The organism is Sneathiella sp., from assembly GCF_036960985.1.
GTDB lineage: Bacteria > Pseudomonadota > Alphaproteobacteria > Sneathiellales > Sneathiellaceae > Sneathiella.
This window is the reverse complement of the sequence record NZ_JBALWD010000017.1, coordinates 59,338-77,857: the sequence shown is the minus strand read 5'-3', so window position 1 is coordinate 77,857 and position 18,520 is coordinate 59,338. Positions and strand designations below refer to the sequence as shown.

Sequence of the window (18,520 nt, the reverse complement as noted above, 5' to 3'; positions counted from 1 at the left end):
CCTTCTTCTGGTCCAAGATCGCCCAGCTCTTGCACCACATGTTGCAGATATTCTTCATCAACTCGGGCATTCTCGATTTCACGGACCGCAATAGCCAGGTTTTCGTTTGCAGTTTGCATTTTGCCGTACAATTCTGCCACTCGCAAACCCTGTGTCTGCAACTGAGCATATTGATCTAGCAATCCTCTATGGCCACTGGCGTCCAGCAATCCCCGCTCTGCATTTTGTCCGTGAATCTCGACAACGGCATCGCCAACTCTTCTGAGTAGGTTTGCACTTATCGGCTGATCATTAATACTCGCCTTGCTCCGCCCATCTTGGCCCACATTGCGGCGCAGCACCAGCGCTTCGCCTGGGTCGATTTCAAGGTCTTCAAGGAGAGAAAAAACGGGATGGGCGGGCATCAAGTTAAACACGGCACTAACCGAGCCACTAGTTTGTCCAGATCTTATCAACGTAGCATCTGCCCGCGCACCCAACGCTAAAGCCAAACTATCCAATAAGATCGATTTGCCGGCCCCCGTTTCTCCCGTGAGAACACAAAGACCCTTTTCGAAAGAAAGATCCAGTTGATCAATAAGAACAATATTACGGATGGAAAGCTTTTCAAGCATCTATAATCATGCTCAGAAAACTGATGTCCAGGCTTTAACAATCCAAGAATCTTCATTTGCTTCTGGCTTCAAATAATTTGCGTCCAATAGCGCATAGGAATCCTGATACCACTCACTTCCCGGAAAATTATAACCTAGTACCGCAGCTGCTGTTTTTGCTTCTTCGGTAATACCCAATGTCAAATATGCTTCGGTTAAACGATGGAGAGCTTCAGGTACATGGGTGGTTGTCTGATATTGTTCGATGACAATCCGGTACCGGTTAATGGCACCAATCGGATAATCCTGTGATTGGTAATATCGTCCAATCGCCATTTCTTTCCCGGCAAGGTGGTCTTTGGTCAGATCTATCTTCAATCGAGCATCTCGTGCGTATTCTGTATTCGGAAAACGGCGAACGAGATTTTGAAGGGCAGCAAGTGCTTGGCGAGTCACTTTCTGATCGCGTTCTACACCTGTGATCTGCTCGTAGTATGAAATCGCAACTAAGTAGTACGCGTACGCCACATCTTTGTTGCCGGGATGAAGTTCCACGAACCTTTCGGCAGCCAGTATGGCCTGATCATATTGATTGCTTTGATAATATGCAAATGACGACATTAACTGTGCTTTTGTCGACCAGACCGAATAGGGATGCTGTCGCTCAACTTCATCAAAACCTTGAGCCGCCTGAACGTAGTTTTCATTGTTAAGAGCAGCCAGTGCCTGATTATATAGTTCCTGCACGGGTCTTTCCACATATTCAGGTGCTTCATCAGAGCTACAGGCCGCCAATGACATCAGGATTGTCAAGCATACTGCCAAAAAGCTTTTCTGATTTACTAAATTCAACTTCGCAATTCCTTCATAATCCACGATTAGATCTTCACAGGGCGCTTCAGCATTTTAACGCAACACTATTCGGTTGCAAAGCTATGGTTCAGGATTTCTTATCATAAAATATGTCACATAAATCGAAAAATCGTTAGCGATACGCCTTGTTCGATAAATAATGAACTTCAATTAATTTTATATATCAATAAACATAATTTATCATATTTATAATTTTTAGGTATTTTCTTTTCATACGTGAACGTGCTATATTACCTATAAGGGTAATGCGATTGTTTTATTTTCTTCTCCGAATGCATTTTTAATGCGCTAAAGCGGATCGCAAAGTTCTTGACTAATTGTTAAAACAAGGATCGAGAGTCCGAGAAAGGTACCACAAAAATGGGTAAACTCGCAAAGAAAGTCGACAACCATGTCGGCGAGCGTATTCGCGAAAGACGTACAATGATGGGCCTGACGCAAGAACATCTTGCGCAGGCATTAAACATTTCGTATCAGCAAGTGCAGAAATATGAAACAGGGGCAAACCGGGTAAGCGCCGGTAGACTCTTTGAAATTGGACAACGACTAGAAGTAGACGTTGCTTTCTTTTTTGAAAACCTTGAGCCGTTAGCGGAGTCTTCTCCTTTGGAGCATGGTGGCAAAAACAGGTCTACTATCGAGCTTGTCCGCAATTATGGCGATATTAATGAACCGTCTGTCAGATCCGCTGTGAGTGGACTGATCAAAAGCCTCGCAGGAAAAGAAAGAAAACGTAAGTCAGCTTGATTTTACGTCCAGAAAAAGTAAAAAGGCATGAATTAGAACTTCGTGCCTTTTTTTTCATCTACTACACGCCTCGCATAATCGAGGGAATAGAGGGTTCTTAAGCTGTAATTGGGGCAGCTGCTTGTTGTGCTGGCCAATGAGCCCCGCCAACATTTCCAATACGAACGGGTGCTTCAGTCGTATAGCGCCAAGCATCAGCATCGGCGAAAAGAGCGTGCAGCAATTTATTATTCAGCGCATGCCCAGACCGAAAGCCATAAAATTGGCCAACGATAGGAGCCCCAGCAAGGTACAGGTCCCCGACGGCGTCCAAGGCCTTATGCCGGACAAATTCGTCATCGTAGCGTAAACCTTCTTCATTCAAAATATCTGGGCCACTCAAAACAATCGCATTGTCAAGAGAACCACCCTTTGCCAAACCCATTTCCTTTAGCTTTTCAAACTCACTCAAGAAACCGAATGTCCGAGCCCGGCAAATCTCGTTTTTAAACGTGCCATTTCTAAGATTGAAACTACAATTTTGCTTTCCAATCCGAGGATTATCGAAATCAATTTCGAATGAAACAGAAATGTTGTCAGCGGGTGCAAGCACTGCCTTTGCTCCCCCATCCGTCACTTCAACTTCCTTGAGAACTTTTATGTATCTGCGAACTTCGCCCTGCTCGATTGAATCCGCACATTCTATCAAAAAGACAAATGGTGCAGATGAACCATCCATTACAGGTACTTCCGGCGCATCAAGCTCCACAACCGCATTATCAATTCCACAACCTGAAAGTGCCGCCATCAAATGCTCTATGGTTGCAACTTTAACCCCAGCTTCATTCTCTACAGTCGTACACATAATAAGATCAGAAACTGTATTAAACCGTGCTGGAATCTCAGAAATTTCATTAGCAACATCAATCCGTTTAAAAACGATACCCGTATTAACAGGTGCCGGATTCAATTTCATATTGATTAAATATCCGCCATGAAGGCCGACACCAGTGCAGCTAATGCTATTTCGCAAGGTTTTCTGGTAAACAACCATATTCGACTAACTCTGAATAATTGTAATAATTCTATAGCGTTAATCTACTAATGCTGCACCGCATATACAAATCACACTTTGTTACCAATTATTTCTTATAATATGGCCAACAGGCTCGCTGACGAAATTACTGCAACGCACAATTATCCAACCCCGCACATAAAAATGGCCCTCCCGGCTATTACTTCCGGGAGAGCCATTTAGCGTCATAACGCTTAGTTAGTTAGCCTGCCGCCTCAAAAATGCCGGAATATCCAAAAGATCTTCGTCTTCATTTTTTTGGCTGATCTTCATCGAAGATAGAGCTTCCTGACGTGGCTCAACCGCAGGGGCCGCCGTCGGCTGTTTGGGTTCCGCGTCCCGGCGGGCCGAGGTTGTGGGCTCTTGGCGAACCGATCGCTCCGTTTGCTGATTAGATTCTTGTTTCTTTGATCGACCAACGCCTGTCATTCTTTCAAACAAACTTGGACCTTTACGCTTTTTTGCGGGATCCGCTGTGTCAGCAACAGCTTGGTATGCATCTGGATTAACAAGACCCTCAGGACGCTTCTCAACAGTTACTGCAGGTGGCGCATGAAATGGTGCATCTTTCCCTTCCGACGGCATTTCGATCTGATCACTCTCTTCCATTTCCTCGTCAATAGCGGAAAGTAGATCACGTTCAGAGTCAATCGCGAGATTGCCACTCATATCAAGTGACGGCGTCGAACCCATTTCCAATGGCTGTTGTGTATCTGTGCCATCGCCTGCCTGCGCGACAGGCTGGCCAGATATGTTGGTACCTGGCAAACTCGCACCAAAACCCGAAGCTGAAATCGATGCCGCTGTTGGCAAGGGAGGCCCACCGGTTTCATCAGATCTATTTCCGGCTGGTCGTGGGGTATCGTCTTTCACTTGCAATAAAGACGTTACATTTGGAGAGTTTGCTTTTTGAATTTCAAGTGCATCGATGCCTGTCGCAACGACTGACACTCGCATCGACCCCTCCATATCGCTGTCAAAAGTTGACCCTACGATAATATTTGCTTCAGGATCCACTTCACTTCTAATTCTGTTTGCGGCTTCATCAAGCTCATAAAGTGTTAGATCCATGCCACCGGTGATGTTAATCAGCACACCACGTGCGCCTTTCATGGAAACGTCATCGAGCAATGGATTGGATATGGCTGCTTCGGCAGCTTCAATGGCACGATTTTCACCGCTTGCTTCGCCCGTACCCATCATGGCCTTACCCATCTCATTCATTACTGTATTTACGTCAGCAAAATCGAGATTGATAAGCCCTGGCATGACCATAAGATCCGTCACGCCACGAACACCAGAGTGCAAAACTTCATCAGCCATGTTGAATGCATCTGCGAATGTCGTTTTTTCATTGGCGATACGGAACAGATTCTGATTTGGAATTATAATCAAGGTGTCTACATAGCGGTGGAGCTCATCAATACCCGCATCTGCGATTTTCATACGATGATTACCTTCAAACTGGAAGGGGCGTGTAACAACACCAACTGTAAGAATACCTAATTCGCGTGCAGCCCGCGCAACAACAGGTGCTGCGCCTGTACCGGTTCCGCCGCCCATGCCAGCTGTAATGAAACACATATGGACACCATTTAGATGCGAGATGATTTCGTCGAGCGCTTCTTCTGCGGCTTCGGCGCCGATATGCGGCTTCGACCCTGCACCCAAACCTTCTGTAAGCTCAGCTCCAAGTTGAATACGACGGTCCGCCAAGTTCTGTTTAAGTGCCTGCGCATCAGTATTCGCTACAACGAATTCAACGCCTTGCAGCTCCGAACTGATCATATTATTAACCGCGTTACCGCCGGCCCCTCCGATACCTAATACCAGTATCTTTGGCTTGAGTTCTGTTTGATCCGGGACTGACAAATTGATGCTCACAGTACTATCCTCCATTGTTACGCATGCTAACTGCTAATTAATACCAAATATTGTGGTTAATGGAACCCTACTTCTTACATATTGACGTTTTTTATGCATTTTTTTACTCAAAAATTCTCTTTAAACCAATTTCCAACCTTTAAAAGTCGACTTTTGGGCTGCTTTTCAACCACTGACATCTTTACATTGTCATCGAACCGTTCACGAACGGCAAATGACAGCAAACCTGCCGCCGTTGTGAAAGCTGGACCATCAGTCGCATCAGCCAATCCTTTAACACGGATAGGTTTACCCATTCGCACCTGCTTATCCAGAATACGGGCTGCCAATTCCTGCACGCCAGCAAGCTGAGCAGCACCGCCACAAAGTACGGCACGGCGTCCTGCAACCTTGTTAAAACCAGAAGCTTGAAGACGATCGTTCACAAGCTCAAGTATCTCCTCCACACGCGGCTTTATAATACCGACGAGCATGGATCTGGGAACATGATTGGCAATCTCATGGTCACTTTCCCCAATTAGAGGAACATCAATAATTTCTTTTTCGTCAGCAGGACTGGAGAGAGCATTTCCGTAGAGTGTTTTCATGCGTTCCGCATTTGCGAGCGTTGTCGAGAGGCCTCGCGCAATATCATTGCTTACATGCCCACCTCCGACCGGAACAACCTCATTGAAGACCATTTCTCCATCATAAAACACCGCTAATGACGTCGACCCACCGCCCATGTCAATGACGGTAACCCCAAGATCCATTTCGTCTTCCACCAGACAAGAAAGTCCAGACGCATAGGGCGCGACAACCATATGAGCGACACCTAGATGACAGCGTTCAACACAATTAGCAATATTTCGCATATGGCTGTTCTGCAACGACACCATATGCATGCTAATACCTAAATTCTCACCATACATGCCGCGAGGATCCCGAATTCCTCGATTGCCATCGACTGAGTAACCAACAGGAAGTGCATGAATAACTGTCCGACCTTCTGGTTGGTAACTTGCACGAGCTTCCTTCAAGGTTCGCTGAAGGTCCTTCTCGCCAATTTCCTGCCCGCCTAAGGACATCTCCATGTCGACAGTTTGAGACGCGGGTTTTCCAGCGGATACGCCCAAGTAGACTTCTCGTATTGTCTCTCCTGCCATCCGTTCAGCAGCATCCACGGCAGAACGAATTGCTTCTTCTGCCATTTCCATATTTGTAATTCCACCGGCGCGTAAACCCCTGGAAACCTGATGCCCGATACCGGTCACCCGAAGACGTCCTGCCTCCTCGACTGCGACGAAACAGCAGACTTTTGTTGATCCGACATCAAGAGCGGCTAACGGCCCATTACGTCCTGTTGCCATTATTTTTTTGCCAGTCTCTTATTGTTGTCAAAAAGCATTGTGAAATAATCCATTACGTTTTTTCACCATCAGCGCGGCGCGAAGCCGCCGCATCGGACTTAAGCCTTACATACATACGATCTGCTGCCCTTAAATCTATCGCGATAAGCCCTTTGTCGAGCAGTTTCTTTTCGTCCTGCATCGCCGCAAGTTGTTTCCATGCTTGACGCGCATTTTCTTCAGGCAATAAAACGGAAACATCATTATCAAACTCTAAGTTCCAACGACGATCCCGTACCCGAACCGCATTGCGCAACCGCGTGAAAAGAGCAGGGTTTTGCGCGAGCATATCAAACAGCTCGGCCGCATGCTCATTCGCTCCAGAACCAACAACCTTTGGAAGGTATCTGAACTCCGGTGTGTCATTTGAGGTTACGACTGCGCCATTACGATCTATTAAGCCGGTATTCCCATCAATCTGCCATCTGGCAAACGGACGGCGCTCTTCAATTTTGATATAAATCTCATCCGGATATCGACGCATTACGGATGCCGATTCGATCCACCCCAATGTTTCAATTCGTTCGCGCGCAAGTTCGGGATCAATATCTAGTATGCTGTCCCCCCGGGCAATATCCAGAGCTTTTAGTAGATCATTAGGTGACGTTTTATCTCTGCCAACAACGCTTATTTCCTGGACTGTTAAACCGAAGGCACTCGCCAACGCAAATTGCTGCTCGTCAATCCACTCAGAACTCGCCTGAACGATATCTCTCTCGGATAGGAAATTACTCAAACTTGCGATAGCAACTGCACCAATTATTGTACATCCGCAAATAATTGCAGGCTTTCGCCATACCGGCGCAGGTTTGCGACGTGAAGCCGCGCCTTTAGATTTTCTTTGCATCAGCTTGTGCGCGGTTTTTGCTGCGGCTCCGAAAAAAGTTTTCGCAGCGAACCAAAAAGATCCGATACCCAGACGTAGTTCAATCTTTGGCTTTCTCGAACGCTTGCTAATTTGCCGTTTCGACGCCGAAAGGCGCTTTCCGGTCGTAGATTTCTTCGCCGTTTTTCTTTTCGAATTTTGAGTACCCAACCTGTCACTTTTATCAACTGTCAACGGTCGCATGACGCATCCTCCACCATCCATCGGACCAATTCTTCAAAACTGATTCCGCAATAACCTGCTATTTCCGGCACTAGACTAAGCGAAGTCATGCCGGGTTGTGTATTTGTTTCCAGAATATAAAATGTAGACGATCCATCCGCATTTTCCTCCAACCGGAAATCGCTTCGGCTCACGCCTCGGCAGCCAAGAATCTGATGTGCCCGCAATGCTAAATCCAAAGCTTCCGCATACTCATCATTTGACAGCGGTGCCGGCATTAAATGTTCGGCCTTTCCAGAAGTATACTTGGCTTCATAGTCATAGAACCGACCTAGCGGCTTAATTTCGACAGCCCCAAGTGCTGAATCGCCCATGACTGCGACATGAATTTCACGTCCTGGAATGTAGGTTTCTATCAGCACTTTATCCCCAAAGGTCCAGGGAAGTTCGCTGAGATTCATGTTATCACCTTCCAAGAAGATGCTAACACCAACGCTCGAGCCTTCGTTGAAAGGCTTAATGACAAATGGTTTCGGGTAGGTTGCGCCGTCAAATATTTCCTGACGCGTAAAAATTTTTCCGTCTGCGCATTTAATTCCTGCCGCAACGAACAATTCCTTGGCAACAGGCTTATTCATTGCCATTGCGGATGCCAGTACACCGGAATGGGTATAGGCGATTCCCATAATTTCAAGGAGTCCTTGTATATAGCCGTCTTCGCCATACCGACCATGCAAAGCGTTAAAACATACATCTGGTTTTGTCAGCGCTAACGTTTCAGCGACGTCGCGTCCGACATCGATTAGCGTCACATTAAAACCGCAAGATTTCAGCGCTTCCGCGCAAGCAAGTCCACTAGTCAGAGAAACTTCACGCTCTGCAGACCAACCTCCCATTAAGACAGCCACATGCGTCATTATTCTGTCTCCCCCAAATGCATTTCAACGTCGCCAAGCCGGACAATTTCCCAGCGAAGGAGGATATCGTGTGTTTCAAAAACCCTGCGGCGAACTTCCTCGCCTACAGCTTCAAGATCAGCAGCACTGGCCGTGCCGGTATTGATGATAAAATTGCAATGTTTGTCCGATATTTTTGCATCCCCAATTTGCAACCCTCGCCCGCCTACACTTTCGATAAGTTCCCAAGCTTTTTTCCCAGGCGGATTTGCAAACGTTGACCCGCCGGTCCTGCTCCTTATGGGTTGGCTTTCTTCTCTGTTGCGAGAGATATCGGCCATTCTCGCCAATATTTCCTCGGTTGAACCAGCAGACAGTCGTAAAGTTGCCTGTGTGAAAACCCAATCTGCAGGAATTTTGCAGTGACGGTATGCAAACCCCATATCCTCAGGCGTTAAAACATGCCGCATTCCTTGCCTATCATAGGCCACGGCCGAAACAAGGATCTCTGACATGTCAGTCCCGTATGCACCCGCGTTCATTCGAAGCGCACCACCAATACTGCCTGGGATACCACTCAGAAATTCTGCACCCTCCAGAGCCGCATCTGCGGCGAAGCGCGCGACATTTCCATCGAGTGCCCCAGCACCAACGACAAGATCGGTCCCTTCGGTTTTCATTTTAGCGAAATGCCGTCCTAAGCGCAGAACCACGCCACGAATACCACTATCACGGATTAGCAAATTTGACCCTACTCCGAGCGCGAATATCGGCACATCAAACGGAAGATTTGTTAAAAACTCGGAAAGATCAGCTTCATCCTCTGGCTTGAAAACAAAATCAGCGGGGCCACCCACTTGAAACCAGGTCACTTTATCCAGACGAACGTTTTCACGCAAACGACCACGTACTTCAGGCAATTTATCTCGATAATCATTTAGGATCGGGGCCATATCGTTCATTCTTCCCCTTCCTTCTCCCGCAAAGCTTCAAGTTGCGCAGGCAGGGCATTTGCCCATGCTGAAATGGAGCCAGCACCCAAACAAACGACGACGTCGCCTTGTTCCGCATTTTCCCATATCAGCCCCGCCAATTTATCGGGGTGAGTCAAGCGAATAACATTCTTGTGTCCACGCTCTCGAAGGCCATCGACATAATGTTGTTGATCCATTCCTTCTATGGGCGCCTCTCCTGCAGCAAAAATATCTGCGACAATCACTACATCCGCATCGTTGAAGCAGGTACAAAACTCTTCGAAAAGATCATTTAGCCGAGAATATCTATGAGGTTGGACAACTGCGACAACTTTTTCGTCATAAGCCTCGCGCGCCGCGGATAAAACAGATGTGATTTCCACAGGATGATGTCCATAATCATCAATAATAGTCACGCCCGAAACCTCTCCGGTTTTCGTAAAACGCCGTTTAACTCCACTGAATTCGCGAAGTCCCTTTTTAAGCTCAATTTCCTCGAACCCCATTTCGCTACCGACCGCAATCGCGGCCAGAGCATTTTGAACATTATGGGCACCTGGCATGGGCAACTCAAACCCCTTCATCACCCTCGTTTCATTGTCAGCACGGTTGCTCACTGCGACGTTGAAAAGGGACCGCCCTGCATCAAAACGTACGTCAACCGCACGATAGTCTGCTTGCGGCGAGGATCCGTACGAAACAAGCCTCCGGTCGGAAATGCGTCCGATTAAAGCCTGAACCTCTGGATGATCAATGCAAACAGCGGCAAACCCGTAAAACGGAATATTCTGCACGAAAGTTTGAAACGCATCACGGACACCGTCAAAGTCGCCATAAAAATCAAGATGCTCAGGGTCAATATTTGTCACCACCGCAATTGTCGCCGGTAATTTAATAAAACTACCGTCAGACTCATCAGCCTCCACGACCATCCAATCGCCTTTCCCAAGACGTGCATTGGTGCCATACGCATTAATGATACCCCCATTAATGACCGTCGGTTCCATATTGGCGGCGTCTAGCAAGCTGGCGAGTATGGACGTTGTTGTTGTTTTTCCATGGGTTCCGCCGACAGCAATTGCCCATTTCAACCGCATCAATTCAGCGAGCATTTCAGCGCGCCTAACCACCGGCACCAAATTAGCGCGCGCACCACGTACTTCCGGATTATCCGATTTGACAGCTGAAGACACAACGACAACACGGGCATCTCCGAGATTAGCCGCATCATGGCCAATTTTGACATCGATACCTAAGCCTCTCAGACGATCTACGTTCGCATTCTCCGATAAATCAGATCCTTGAACCATATAACCGAGGCTTTGCATGACTTCTGCAATTCCACTCATTCCTATTCCGCCAATGCCGACGAAATGAACCAGGCCCATATCTAGGGGAAGCGATCTCATGCCGCGACCTTTCCATTTTTTTCTTGATTGTTTTTCAGTGATGTAAATCGGTCGATAAGATCTGCAAGTTTTTCGGCAGCATGTATTTCACCCAAACTTGACGCGGCACCCGCCATTACAGTCAAGCAATCAGGATGTCGAAGCAAAAAAACCAACTGCCGTTCGACTTCTTCCTTCGTAAAATTGTCCTGCAAGATGACTCTCGCGGCACCGCGGGCAACAGCATTCTCAGCATTTTTTCTCTGATGATCGTCCATCGCATGCTTGTAAGGCACTAGCAATGACGGTTTTCCAGCGACTGTTATTTCCGAAAGGGTCGACGCGCCAGATCGAGTAATTGCAAGATGACATTCGTCTAATAACGTCGCGACATCGCTAAAGAACTCTGAAAGAGAGACGGTAACTAGAGAACCCTTGTATTGACTTGCAACCTGTTCAAGGTCTTCTTTTCGGCATTGCTGGGAAACATGTAGACGGGACTGGAGATCTTCGGGTAAGGAAGTGAGTACTACGGGCACAATCTCCGACAGTATTGTGGCGCCCTGACTGCCGCCTAAAACAAGAATTCGGATCGGACAATCGCCTGTCGGGCTAATATATTTTTTCCCAAATAAGGGCAGTACTGCTCGGCGAACTGGATTTCCCGTATAGACCATTTTTGCAGTGATCTCTTCGTCCGGGCTTTCAGTATGATCAAATGACGTGGCAATCTGTCTTGCAAAGCCAGACAGCAGTTTATTCACACGCCCAAGGACGGCATTTTGCTCATGCAAAATTAACGGAATGCCCATACTGGCAGCAGCTGCCGCTGGTGGCATCGAAGGATATCCGCCAAAACCAACAACAGCCAACGGCTTTATTAGTCGCATGGCTTTACGGGATTGAAAAATACCCACAGTAATTGCAAGGACAGCTTTGATTTTACTAATTATTCCTCGCACGGAAGGGGAGCCAGATTTTACAACAATAACTGTCACATTGGGGAAGAGTTCATCATATTTTTCACCGCGGCCGTCTGTCATCAGAACAACATTATAGCCTCTTACATTAAGCTCTTCAGCTAGAGCGCGGGCCGGAAAAATATGGCCCCCGGTGCCGCCGCTGGCCAGAACAACATTTTTAGCGTCCTCGCTCATTTAAGTTCCCCAGTACCGACGCGACGCCGACTTAACGCAAGCAGCATTCCCATCATAATTGCCAGCGCGAACATTGAGGAGCCGCCATACGAAATAAAGGGAAGTGTCATGCCTTTCGTCGGCATCAATCTCAAATTCACGCCAATATTAATAATCGCTTGAAGCCCGAATTGGGTGAGCAATCCAGCTGCAGCGAGAACGACGAAAAAGTTCTTTTCTTCTAACAATCTACTGAAACCACGCAGAACAATCAGAGCAAATAAGGCAACAACCAGTAAGCAAATGATGACACCAAACTCTTCGCCTAGAACGGCAAATATGAAATCAGTATGGGCGTCTGGAAGCTGTGTCTTTACAGAACCATCACCTGGCCCAACACCAAAAAAACCACCAGTTTGAAAAGCTTCCATCGCCCGTTCAATCTGATAATTTCCTCCGCCCGATGGGTCCATGAACCTGTCCACGCGACTGGCCACATGTGGGAAAAGACTGTATGCCGCAGCGGCGCTCACAATTCCAAAGACAACGAAGAGCACAACCCAGAAAATTGGCAGCCCGGCCAGAAAGAACTGAGCAAACCAAACCGCTGATATTACCAGGGTCATTCCAACATCCGGCTGCATGAGAAGCAGTCCAATGACAAAGGCAAAGAGCGCCATTGAAATCAAATTACCTGGAATCTCGTCGCTTTTTCGCTGTTCTGAAAACATCCAGGCGGCAACCACGGCAAAAGACGGCTTTAGAAATTCAGTTGGTTGTAACGTAAAACTTCCGAACTGTAGCCAGCGATGGGCGCCTTTAACCTCCGGGCCGATCAATAACGTCGCAATAGTCAGGATGGAAAAAAATCCAAACATTACGACTGCCAACCGCCTCACCCACAATGGGGACATAAGCGAAATCGAAAAAATTATAATTGCGGCCATGGGCAGATACATAAATTGTCGTCTGACAAAATGGAAGTTATCCAATCCAAGCCGTGCTGCAATCGCTGGGCTTGCCGCAAGAACCATTACCCCTCCAAGGGCAACAAGCAATCCGACTGCGATCAATGTCCAGCGATCAACCGTCCACCACCAGCTACTAACAATCGAGCGATCCAGGCGTGTAAAGGTTGTCATTTATCCCCCTTTATCAAATCGTTCACGACATTTCTGAAGGCATCACCCCGGGCTTCAAAACTATCAAATTGATCAAAACTTGCCGCAGCCGGAGAGAGAAGGACAATAGACTCTGATGGCAGATTTCGCGCCGCGTGCGCTGCAGCCTTTGTCGCCTCATCCAGATCTTTGCAAATTGAATAACCTACTTTTCCGTCCAATTCCGTTGCAAAGCTTTCGGCCGCCTCCCCAATCAAAAAGGCCTCCCGGATACGATCGAAATGTGGTGACAACTGTTTAATGCCACCGACTTTTTGACGACCTCCAGCAATCCAAAAAATATCATTGAAACTTGTCAGCGCTTTCTCAGCGGCCTCGGCGTTCGTAGCTTTGGAATCATTAACAAACGTAACTTGATCTAGTGATCCAACATTTTCCATTCGATGTGCGAGGCCACCAAACGATCGTAATCCAACCTCGATTTGATCTGGCGTTAACCCCAGATGACTGACCGCCGCAACTGCGGCCGCTGCGTTCTGCCAATTGTGACGACCTCGTAGAGACGCTATATCGGAAATATCAATTGTCCAAGATTGATCGCCTATTGATAGGTCACTGAGGAGGCCGTCAATTACATACACGCCGCCTTCGACGGGGCGTTTAACCGAAATGGGAACTATTTTTGCTTTACTATGCTGCTTTAACTCGGAATTTATTGCCGCACAAATAAGATCATCAGCATCTACAATCGCTACCCCAGCTTCTGACTGATTTTGAAAAATCCTGCATTTAACTGCGGCATAGCCAGCCATGTCGCCATGACGGTCTAAATGATCTGGCGTAATATTGAGCAATATCGCGATATCTGCTTTCCAGGACGGTGTCAGATCTAGCTGATATGACGACAATTCCAGGACATAAATGCCATCATTCGGCAACTGGGGCAAATCCATAACAGGCGTACCTATATTTCCGCCCAGTGCAACGGCACGGCCTGCTGAGGACAGCAAATGATCAATCAATGCCGAGGTCGTCGACTTACCATTTGTGCCAGTGACACCAACAACCCTGCCCGCTTGTTTTTCTTTTAAAAAAACTTCGATGTCACCGACAATTTCCGCGCCCGCATTCAATGCTATACTGACTACTGGATGGGGAGTTGGATGGGTTAATGGGACGCCCGGGCTTAAAATCAGAGCGTCCGTGACAGGCCAAGCTTCCGAAATAAGGTCCATTAATTCCAAGCCCTTTGAGGACGCCAGATCCCGTCGGCTTTGATTATCATCCCAAACGAATACGTGGGCATTGCCAGCACTTAAGCGTTCAGCCGTCGCCAGACCACTTTTTCCAAGGCCGAAAACAGCGATGTATTTATGTTCAAAGGCAAAGCTTTCCATCATTTCCTTACCTCAACTTTAGGGACGCAAGGCCGATAAGAGCGAGTATGACGGCAATAATCCAAAACCGGATAACGATAGTGGGCTCCGCCCAGCCCTTTTGTTCGTAGTGATGATGCAAGGGGGCCATTCTGAAGACGCGCTTGCCCGTCAATTTAAAGGAAGCGACCTGAACGATAACCGAGACAGTCTCGAGAACAAACAGTCCACCAATTATTGCCAGAACAATTTCATGCCTGGTAACGAGGCTAATGCTACCAAGCGCTCCACCCATCGCCAAAGATCCTGTATCGCCCATAAACACCATAGCAGGCGGTGCATTAAACCAAAGAAAGCCAAGGCTAGCGCCAATAAGAGCGCCACAAAAAACCGTTAGTTCGCCGGTACCAGGGACATGCTGAATTTGTAGATAGCCAGAGAAGACGGCATTGCCGACGAGATATGTAATTAGGCCGAAAGATGCCGCCGCAATCATTACCGGTACAATTGCCAAACCATCCAGTCCATCCGTAAGATTGACTGCATTGCCGGCGCCCACAGTGACAATAATTGCGAAAGGCAAATAAAACCAACCTAGGTCGAGCAAAGCATTTTTTAGGAACGGTATAGTGAGAACAGACGCAATATCGGGATTGGAAACTTTCATAATAAAGTATCCGGCAATGCCAGCGATCGCAATTTCCAGGATTAGTTTCAGTTTTCCTGGCACGCCCACAGTATTATGCCGGCTAACCTTTAAGTAATCGTCCGCAAACCCAATCGCCCCAAAACCGAGCGTAACAAGTAAAACGATCCACACATAAATATTTGACAGGTCTGCCCACAACAATGTCCCAATTGTAAGGGCAATGAGGATCAGAAATCCGCCCATTGTCGGCGTCCCTTGTTTCGTCACTATGTGTGTTTGCGGTCCGTCGTCGCGAATGGGTTGTCCACGATGTTGCTTGCTTTTGAGCCACCGAATGACGCTTGGTCCTAAAATGAAACTGATGAGTAGCGCCGTCATGATGGCGCCGCCAGTCCGAAAAGTCAGGTACCGGAAAAGATTGAATATTGCGAAGTCGTCAGCGAGTGGAAAAAGAAAATTATAAAGCATTAGATTTCATCTTCCTTCGACGGAACCGCGTCCACTGACCTGCGTGCCAACAGCGCTTCCAATGGAATACGCATTTTACTTCCCAATGATCCTTTGATTAAGACGATATCGCCGGGTCCAGCAGCATCCAGTAAATGCTTAACCAAAAGTTCCGAATTAGCTTGGTGAACGGTCGCAATCGTCGACGGCATCGCCTTTTCCAGTTGCGCCATATTCGAACCACAAGCAAATAGGAGATCTACTTTGGCGGCGCAAATGTCCTCTTTGAGGCTACGATGTATGTCGCCCGACTTTTCACCAAGCTCCAGCATGTCGCCGAGAACTGCAATCCGCCGCCCCTTACCATCGGGATACAGATTACTCAATACTTCAAGGGAGGCACGCATCGAAGCCGGGCTAGCATTGTAGCTATCGTCAATCACCATATAGCTCCCGCCAGTACAGGGAACCATATGGCGCGCACCTCGACCTTTCGGAGATTTCAGCTCATCTAAACAAGCAGTTGCCTCCTCAATATCTGCGCCCAGCTCACTGACCGCACCGAGTACGCCCAAAATATTGCTTATCCAGTGACGCCCCGGGACACCCAGCTTAAAGAAAACGTCATGGGAAGCGATCTTAACCGCAACATCACTGTAATCCGAGTACAAGGTGAAATCGGTCAACTTTACATCTGCTTCGCTTTTCTCTCCAAAGGTTAAAATGCGGGTAATTCCTGCGTTTGCAGCGATACTTTTTAACAATCCACCATAAATATTATCACCATTTAAAATAACGGATCCGCTCGGCGTCAAACCTTCAAAGATTTCCGCTTTTGCTCTCGCGATTGCCTCTACGTCCGCAAAAAACTCGAGATGCACTGCTTCAATTGTCGTAATGAGAGCCACATGGGGCTTTACCATCCGCGACAAAGGGCCAAGTTCGCCCGGATGGTTCATTCCAAGTTCGAAAATTGCATATTCTGTATCTCTGGGCATCCGGGACAAAGATAGCGGAACGCCCCAATGGTTGTTGAAACTTCCAACGCTGGCATGGGTCTTTCCCTGTAGCGATAGGATGTGTAACAACGATTCCTTCGTTCCCGTTTTACCCACGCTTCCCGTAACCGCCACAATTTTGGTGTTGGCACGTTCACGGGCAGCCGCGCCCAGCATTTCCAAGGCCTTAAGGGTATCTTCTACGACAATTACATTACCATTATCAGCAATATTCTCTGGCACTTCGCTTACGAGAACGGCCGCGGCACCATTTGCCAGGGCGGCTGACGCAAATTCATGGCCATCATGGTAGGGCCCGATTATCGCGACAAATAAATCCCCGGGTAGGAGTGACCTGCTATCAATCGAAACACCGCTCGCTTCCCAGTCTTGGTTTTTCACTTTTCCTGATACGGCTTCGGCAATCTCTGCGCCCGTCCATAAAACTTCATGAGACATTTTTGCCTCCTCTCTTCTGGACAATTTCTTGCGCAACTTTTTTGTCATTAAATGGAATGGAATCCGTTCCAATGACTTGACCTTCCTCATGGCCCTTGCCGGCAATTACGAGTAAATCATCTGTATTAAGACCATCGATTGCCTGCTCAATAGCATCAAACCGATCAGGAATATTTCTTGCCTGTGGGCAAGCAACAATGATTTCTGCACGAATTTGAGATGGATCCTCATTTCGGGGATTGTCATCTGTAATAATTACTTGGTCTGCAAAAAGATCAGCAATCCGACCCATTTCTGGGCGCTTTCCCTTGTCACGATCGCCACCACATCCAAAGACTACATGTATTTTACCTTTGGCATGCACACGGACCGCTTCCAATACAGTCTCCAGCGCATCTGGCGAGTGAGCATAATCCACATAAACCGCTGCATTATTTCGTAATATAGAAACCAACTCCAACCGGCCTGGAACATTCGTTAATTTCGGCAATGCACGAGCAGCAGCAACCGGATCTCCGCCGGCGCCGATAACGAGACCGAGCGCGCAAAGTGTATTCATTGTCTGAAATTCCCCGGTTACAGGCAATTCGATATCATACTGACTCCCCATGATTTCAATTTTTACACGTTGGCCAGATTGGATTGGCTTTATGTCAAGCAATCGAATATGCTCGCCAGAACGTCCATAGGATAAAGACTTCAGTGATCTATCTTTGGCTGCTCGCGAAAATGCAGGAAAGACTTCTGAATCTGCGTTGAGAACAGCCGTACCCTCAGGCGCAAGCACACGAGAAATCAAGCCTAGTTTTGCCTGCAAATAATCTTCCGAAGAAATATGATAGTCTAAATGATCGCGAGTAAGGTTAGTAAAGCCCGCTGACTTTAACTTCGTTCCGTCCAGTCGATATTGATCCAGCCCATGGCTGGAAGCTTCCAGAACGGCATGAGTAACACCGTGACCGACTAGATAGGTAAGAGATTTGTGAAGAAGCACGGGTTCTGGCGTGGTGTAGTTTAATTTTGTCGTCGCGTCGGAGGTAACAACGCCGAGAGTTCCCACACTCGCGGCCTCCAATCCCATGGCTTGCCAAATCGCCCGCACAAAAAAAGCGACGGATGTCTTGCCATTTGTCCCCGTAACAGCACACAGCGTATCCGGTTGCGCTCCATAAAAGCGGGCGGCAAGTGTCGACAACATTTGCCGCGGGTTTTCCTCGCAGAAGCAGGGAACGGTGCTATCTTCAGGCACAAATGAATTATCTGTCAAAATCGCGACGGCACCTTTTTGAGTGGCCTCTTCGATATAATTGCGACCGTCTGCAGACGTTCCTGAGAATGCAGCAAAAAGAAAACCGGGAAGGACATCTCTACTGTCCGCCGTCAATCCTTTGACATGCTTGTCGTGAACAACAGGAACTTCTCGTCCTTTCATGAGCTCAGAAAGACGCAACTTTTTTTCCTTTCGAATTAATCGGAACAAACATTGCGC

General features: G+C 47.6%; 16 protein-coding genes. 1 reads left to right on the top strand and 15 read right to left on the bottom strand.

What is annotated here, in order from left to right; all coding sequences use genetic code 11:
* Together V7723_RS11610 and V7723_RS11605 are read right to left on the bottom strand one after the other, a co-directional pair.
* Positions 1-614, bottom strand: a 614-nt coding sequence (locus tag V7723_RS11610; RefSeq protein ID WP_335684637.1) for an AAA family ATPase, incomplete at its 3' end; no start/stop codon positions are given.
* A gap of 12 nt (positions 615-626) precedes the next feature.
* Positions 627-1,445 carry an outer membrane protein assembly factor BamD gene (locus V7723_RS11605; protein ID WP_335684636.1) on the bottom strand — a complete coding sequence of 273 codons (819 nt, stop codon included), beginning with the start codon at positions 1,443-1,445 and terminating at the stop codon, positions 627-629.
* Between the two features lie 381 nt (positions 1,446-1,826).
* On the opposite strand from V7723_RS11605, the gene V7723_RS11600 reads away from it, so the two are divergent.
* The gene (locus V7723_RS11600; RefSeq protein WP_335684635.1) at positions 1,827-2,213 is read left to right on the top strand and encodes a helix-turn-helix domain-containing protein; all 387 of its coding nucleotides are present in this window, start codon (positions 1,827-1,829) and stop codon (positions 2,211-2,213) included.
* A 97-nt stretch (positions 2,214-2,310) separates the two neighbouring features.
* Here the strand turns inward: V7723_RS11600 and lpxC are convergent, their stop codons facing one another.
* From lpxC to V7723_RS11535, 13 genes are all read right to left on the bottom strand, one after another.
* Positions 2,311-3,246, bottom strand: a complete 936-nt coding sequence (gene lpxC / locus V7723_RS11595; protein ID WP_335684634.1) for a UDP-3-O-acyl-N-acetylglucosamine deacetylase — start codon at positions 3,244-3,246, stop codon at positions 2,311-2,313.
* A gap of 219 nt (positions 3,247-3,465) precedes the next feature.
* Complete coding sequence (gene ftsZ / locus V7723_RS11590) at positions 3,466-5,151, bottom strand: cell division protein FtsZ (protein WP_335684633.1); 1,686 nt, start codon at positions 5,149-5,151, stop codon at positions 3,466-3,468.
* 107 nt (positions 5,152-5,258) lie between these two features.
* Positions 5,259-6,500, bottom strand: a complete 1,242-nt coding sequence (gene ftsA / locus V7723_RS11585; RefSeq protein ID WP_335684632.1) for a cell division protein FtsA — start codon at positions 6,498-6,500, stop codon at positions 5,259-5,261.
* A gap of 52 nt (positions 6,501-6,552) precedes the next feature.
* Entirely contained in the window at positions 6,553-7,608 is a 1,056-nt protein-coding gene (locus V7723_RS11580) for a cell division protein FtsQ/DivIB (protein ID WP_335684631.1), read from the bottom strand.
* Positions 7,596-8,507, bottom strand: a complete 912-nt coding sequence (locus V7723_RS11575) for a D-alanine--D-alanine ligase (protein ID WP_443024219.1) — start codon at positions 8,505-8,507, stop codon at positions 7,596-7,598. Before V7723_RS11575 ends, V7723_RS11580 begins: the two co-directional genes overlap by 13 nt.
* Positions 8,504-9,445 carry a UDP-N-acetylmuramate dehydrogenase gene (gene murB, locus V7723_RS11570; RefSeq protein ID WP_335684629.1) on the bottom strand — a complete coding sequence of 314 codons (942 nt, stop codon included), beginning with the start codon at positions 9,443-9,445 and terminating at the stop codon, positions 8,504-8,506. The genes V7723_RS11575 and murB overlap by 4 nt, the downstream gene beginning before the upstream one ends.
* Positions 9,442-10,866 (bottom strand): UDP-N-acetylmuramate--L-alanine ligase, encoded by a 1,425-nt coding sequence (gene murC, locus V7723_RS11565; protein ID WP_335684628.1) that lies wholly within the window; start codon positions 10,864-10,866, stop codon positions 9,442-9,444. The genes murB and murC overlap by 4 nt, the downstream gene beginning before the upstream one ends.
* Positions 10,863-12,002 (bottom strand): undecaprenyldiphospho-muramoylpentapeptide beta-N-acetylglucosaminyltransferase, encoded by a 1,140-nt coding sequence (gene murG / locus V7723_RS11560; protein ID WP_335684627.1) that lies wholly within the window; start codon positions 12,000-12,002, stop codon positions 10,863-10,865. Before murG ends, murC begins: the two co-directional genes overlap by 4 nt.
* The gene (gene ftsW, locus V7723_RS11555; protein WP_335684626.1) at positions 11,999-13,123 is read right to left on the bottom strand and encodes a putative lipid II flippase FtsW; all 1,125 of its coding nucleotides are present in this window, start codon (positions 13,121-13,123) and stop codon (positions 11,999-12,001) included. Before ftsW ends, murG begins: the two co-directional genes overlap by 4 nt.
* Positions 13,120-14,502 (bottom strand): UDP-N-acetylmuramoyl-L-alanine--D-glutamate ligase, encoded by a 1,383-nt coding sequence (murD, locus tag V7723_RS11550; protein WP_335684625.1) that lies wholly within the window; start codon positions 14,500-14,502, stop codon positions 13,120-13,122. The genes ftsW and murD overlap by 4 nt, the downstream gene beginning before the upstream one ends.
* Positions 14,503-14,506: 4 nt before the next feature.
* A complete protein-coding gene (gene mraY / locus V7723_RS11545) occupies positions 14,507-15,595 on the bottom strand; it encodes a phospho-N-acetylmuramoyl-pentapeptide-transferase (RefSeq protein ID WP_335684624.1) in 1,089 nt (362 codons plus the stop codon).
* Positions 15,595-17,031 carry a UDP-N-acetylmuramoylalanyl-D-glutamyl-2,6-diaminopimelate--D-alanyl-D-alanine ligase gene (locus V7723_RS11540; protein ID WP_335684623.1) on the bottom strand — a complete coding sequence of 479 codons (1,437 nt, stop codon included), beginning with the start codon at positions 17,029-17,031 and terminating at the stop codon, positions 15,595-15,597. The genes mraY and V7723_RS11540 overlap by 1 nt, the downstream gene beginning before the upstream one ends.
* Positions 17,021-18,520, bottom strand: a 1,500-nt coding sequence (locus tag V7723_RS11535; RefSeq protein WP_335684622.1) for a UDP-N-acetylmuramoyl-L-alanyl-D-glutamate--2,6-diaminopimelate ligase, incomplete at its 5' end; no start/stop codon positions are given. The genes V7723_RS11540 and V7723_RS11535, both read right to left, overlap by 11 nt.